Genomic DNA, 2,731 nt, shown 5'->3' on the forward strand with positions numbered 1-2,731 from the left:
TCCTTTCATTTAATATATCAAAAACTATTCCCTGGCTACTCAAAAAATGAGTAGTCTTTTTATTTTGCATTTTAAGCCCTTTCTAGGACACCACCGCGGCGAGGTGTCACACGGCGGCGCCCGCCGGCATCTCGTGGGTGACACCCGTCGGCAGACCCTCGACAGACAGGGGAGGCATCCATGGCCGGCACGTCGCCGACCGAGCCCGCCACCGAGCCCGCCACCGAGGCGTTTCTCGCCCACCGCAGCCTGCTGTTCACCGTCGCCTACGAGATGCTCGGCTCCGCGGCCGACGCCGAGGACGTGGTCCAGGAGACGTGGCTGCGCTGGGCGGGCGTCGACCTCGGCGCCGTGCAGAACCACCGCGCCTACCTCGTGCGGATCGCCACCCGGCAGGCGCTCACCCGACTGCGGACCCTCGGGCGCCGCAAGGAGTCCTACGTCGGGCCGTGGCTGCCCGAGCCGCTGCTCACCACCCCCGACGTGGCCGAGGACATCGAGCTGGCCGACAACGTCTCGACCGCGATGATGCTGGTGCTGGAGACGCTCACCCCGGCCGAGCGGGCCGTGTTCGTGCTGCGCGAGGTGTTCGGCCTGGAGTACGACGAGATCGCCGACGCCGTCGACAAGAGCGCCGCGGCGGTCCGCCAGATCGCGCACCGGGCCCGCGCCCACGTCGCCGCCCGCCGCCCCCGCGGGCCGGTGTCGCCGGCCCAGGCCCGCGACGCGCTCGACGCCTTCCAGCGCGCCACCCGGACCGGTGACCTGCAGGGCCTGCTGGACATCCTCGCGCCCGACGTCGTCTTCCTCGGCGACGGCGGCGGCATCAAGCAGGCCGTGCTGAAGCCCGTGTCCGGTGCCGTGGCCGTGTCCCGCCTGCTGGCCGCGGGCCTGCGGCACCTCTCCCAGCCGGTCGTGTCGACCCGACCGGCGCAGGTCAACGGCGGCCCGGCGCTGATCCTCAGCTTCGACGGCGAGCTGGACACCGTCGTGACGGTCCGCATCGACGACGGCCTGGTCACCGGCCTGTACGCCGTCCGCAACCCCGAGAAGCTCACCCACATGACGCGGGAAACCGCCCTGCGCCGCTGTGCCGCAGGCTCAGCGGCGGAAGCAACACAGCTCAGCCGGCCGGCGCCCGGTCGATGAAGCCCAGCACGAGGCGGATCCGCCCGTCGCCGTCCAGCTCGGCCACGTCGAAGCCGACGACCGGGCCCAGCTCCCAGCCGAACCGCACCTGGTCGTGGTGGCCGTCCACCGTCCCGGCGGGCCGGAACCGCAGGCCGGGGAACTGCTGCTGCGCGGCGGCGATCAGCGCGTCCAGCTGGTCGCGGCCCTCGACCGCGGCCAGCGGGTCGATGTAGCGGACGTCGGCGCTGAACAACTCGTCGACGCCCTTGCGGCGGGCCGCCGGGTCGGTCTCGTTCCAGACGGCCAGGTATTGGGTGACGATCGCGTCGAAGGTGTTTGTCATGCGCCCAGCTTCACCCAGCGAGGTAATGAAGACGATTACCTCCGAGGTAGGGTGAGCCGATGAGCGAGGTCGGGGTGCTGCTGCGGCGCTGGCGCGGCCGGCGGCGGCTGAGCCAGCTCGACCTGTCCGCCCAGGCCGGCGTCTCCACCCGGCACCTGTCGTTCCTGGAGACCGGCCGGTCCCGCCCGACCCGCGAGATGATCCTGCGGCTGGCCGAGCACCTCGACGTGCCCCTGCGGTCGCGCAACGAGTTGCTGCTCGCCGCCGGGTTCGCGCCCGCGTACGCCGAGAACGATCTCCGCGGCCCCCGCCTGGCCACCGTGCTGGCCTCCCTGCGCGACGTCCTGACCGGTCACGAGCCGTACCCGGCGATCCTGATCGACCGGCACTGGACGATGATCGACGCGAACGCGGCGATCGCGCCGCTGATCGCCGGCGCCGACCCCCGCCTGCTGGAACCGCCGGTCAACGTCCTGCGCCTGTCCCTGCACCCGGACGGCATGGCCCCGCGGATCCGCAACCTGCCCGAGTGGCGCGCCCACATCCTGCACCGGCTCGACCGGCAGGCCGCCGCGACCGGCGACGCGCACCTCACGGCGCTGCACGACGAGCTGGCCGCCCTGCCCGGCGGGGTCGCGCACGGCACGCCGGACGGATTGGTGGTGCCGCTGCGCTACGAGGCGGACGGGCGGGAGCTGAGCTTCTTCAGCATCACCTCGGTGCTCGGCACCCCCCTCGACGTGACCCTCGCCGAGCTGGCCATCGAGTCGTTCCTGCCCGCCGACGCCGCCACCGCGTCCCTGCTCAGTCAGCCCATCGCAGCAGCTCCGCCGCCCGGAAGCGCCGCGGATCGACCAGCACGTCGGTCGAGTCGGTGACCTGGTCGATCGTGCCGGGCAGCCGCGGCACCGAGCCGTGCCGCAGGCCCGGGCCGTCGATCAGCCGGCGCAGCTGCGGATCGGTCACCGCCGCCGCCAGCGCGACGGTGAAGCGGTCGGCCCCGGCGACCCGGATGTCGCGGTCGTAGAACTGCCGCGGCGCCGGATCCACCGCCTCGGCCAGGCCCAGCGCGTTCGTCGCGGCGCCGACGACACTCGCCGCCTCGACAAGAAAACCTTCCCGGTCCCGCCAGCCATCCGCCGAGAGGGCACCGGCGAGCAGCGGCGACAGCTCCGCGGCCAGGTCCAGCTCGCCGAAGGCCCGGCCGAACCACTTCGGGTACGGCGCCCAGCGCCGCTCCACGAGGAACGCCAGCCG

Annotated in this window: 3 protein-coding genes and 1 pseudogene; 2 read left to right on the forward strand and 2 right to left on the reverse strand. The window is 72.5% G+C overall.

Annotated features, from left to right (window positions below; translation table 11 throughout):
* Nucleotides 1-180 precede the first annotated feature (180 nt).
* Entirely contained in the window at nt 181-1,149 is a 969-nt protein-coding gene (locus AB0M20_RS36520) for an RNA polymerase sigma-70 factor (RefSeq protein ID WP_364305238.1), read from the forward strand.
* Here the strand turns inward: AB0M20_RS36520 and AB0M20_RS36525 are convergent.
* A complete protein-coding gene (locus AB0M20_RS36525) occupies nt 1,124-1,474 on the reverse strand; it encodes a nuclear transport factor 2 family protein (RefSeq protein ID WP_364305240.1) in 351 nt (116 codons plus the stop codon). The genes AB0M20_RS36520 and AB0M20_RS36525 overlap by 26 nt on opposite strands.
* A gap of 59 nt (nt 1,475-1,533) precedes the next feature.
* On the opposite strand from AB0M20_RS36525, the gene AB0M20_RS36530 reads away from it, so the two are divergent.
* Complete coding sequence (locus AB0M20_RS36530; protein WP_364305242.1) at nt 1,534-2,352, forward strand: helix-turn-helix transcriptional regulator; 819 nt, start codon at nt 1,534-1,536, stop codon at nt 2,350-2,352.
* On the opposite strand, the pseudogene AB0M20_RS36535 reads toward AB0M20_RS36530, so the two are convergent.
* Nucleotides 2,279-2,731 (reverse strand): annotated as a pseudogene (locus AB0M20_RS36535) (hypothetical protein); the annotation flags it as partial. The gene AB0M20_RS36530 and the pseudogene AB0M20_RS36535 sit on opposite strands and share 74 nt — an antisense overlap.

Origin of the sequence: Actinoplanes sp. NPDC051633 (assembly GCF_040681735.1) — a bacterium.
Classification (GTDB): Bacteria; Actinomycetota; Actinomycetes; order Mycobacteriales; family Micromonosporaceae; genus Actinoplanes.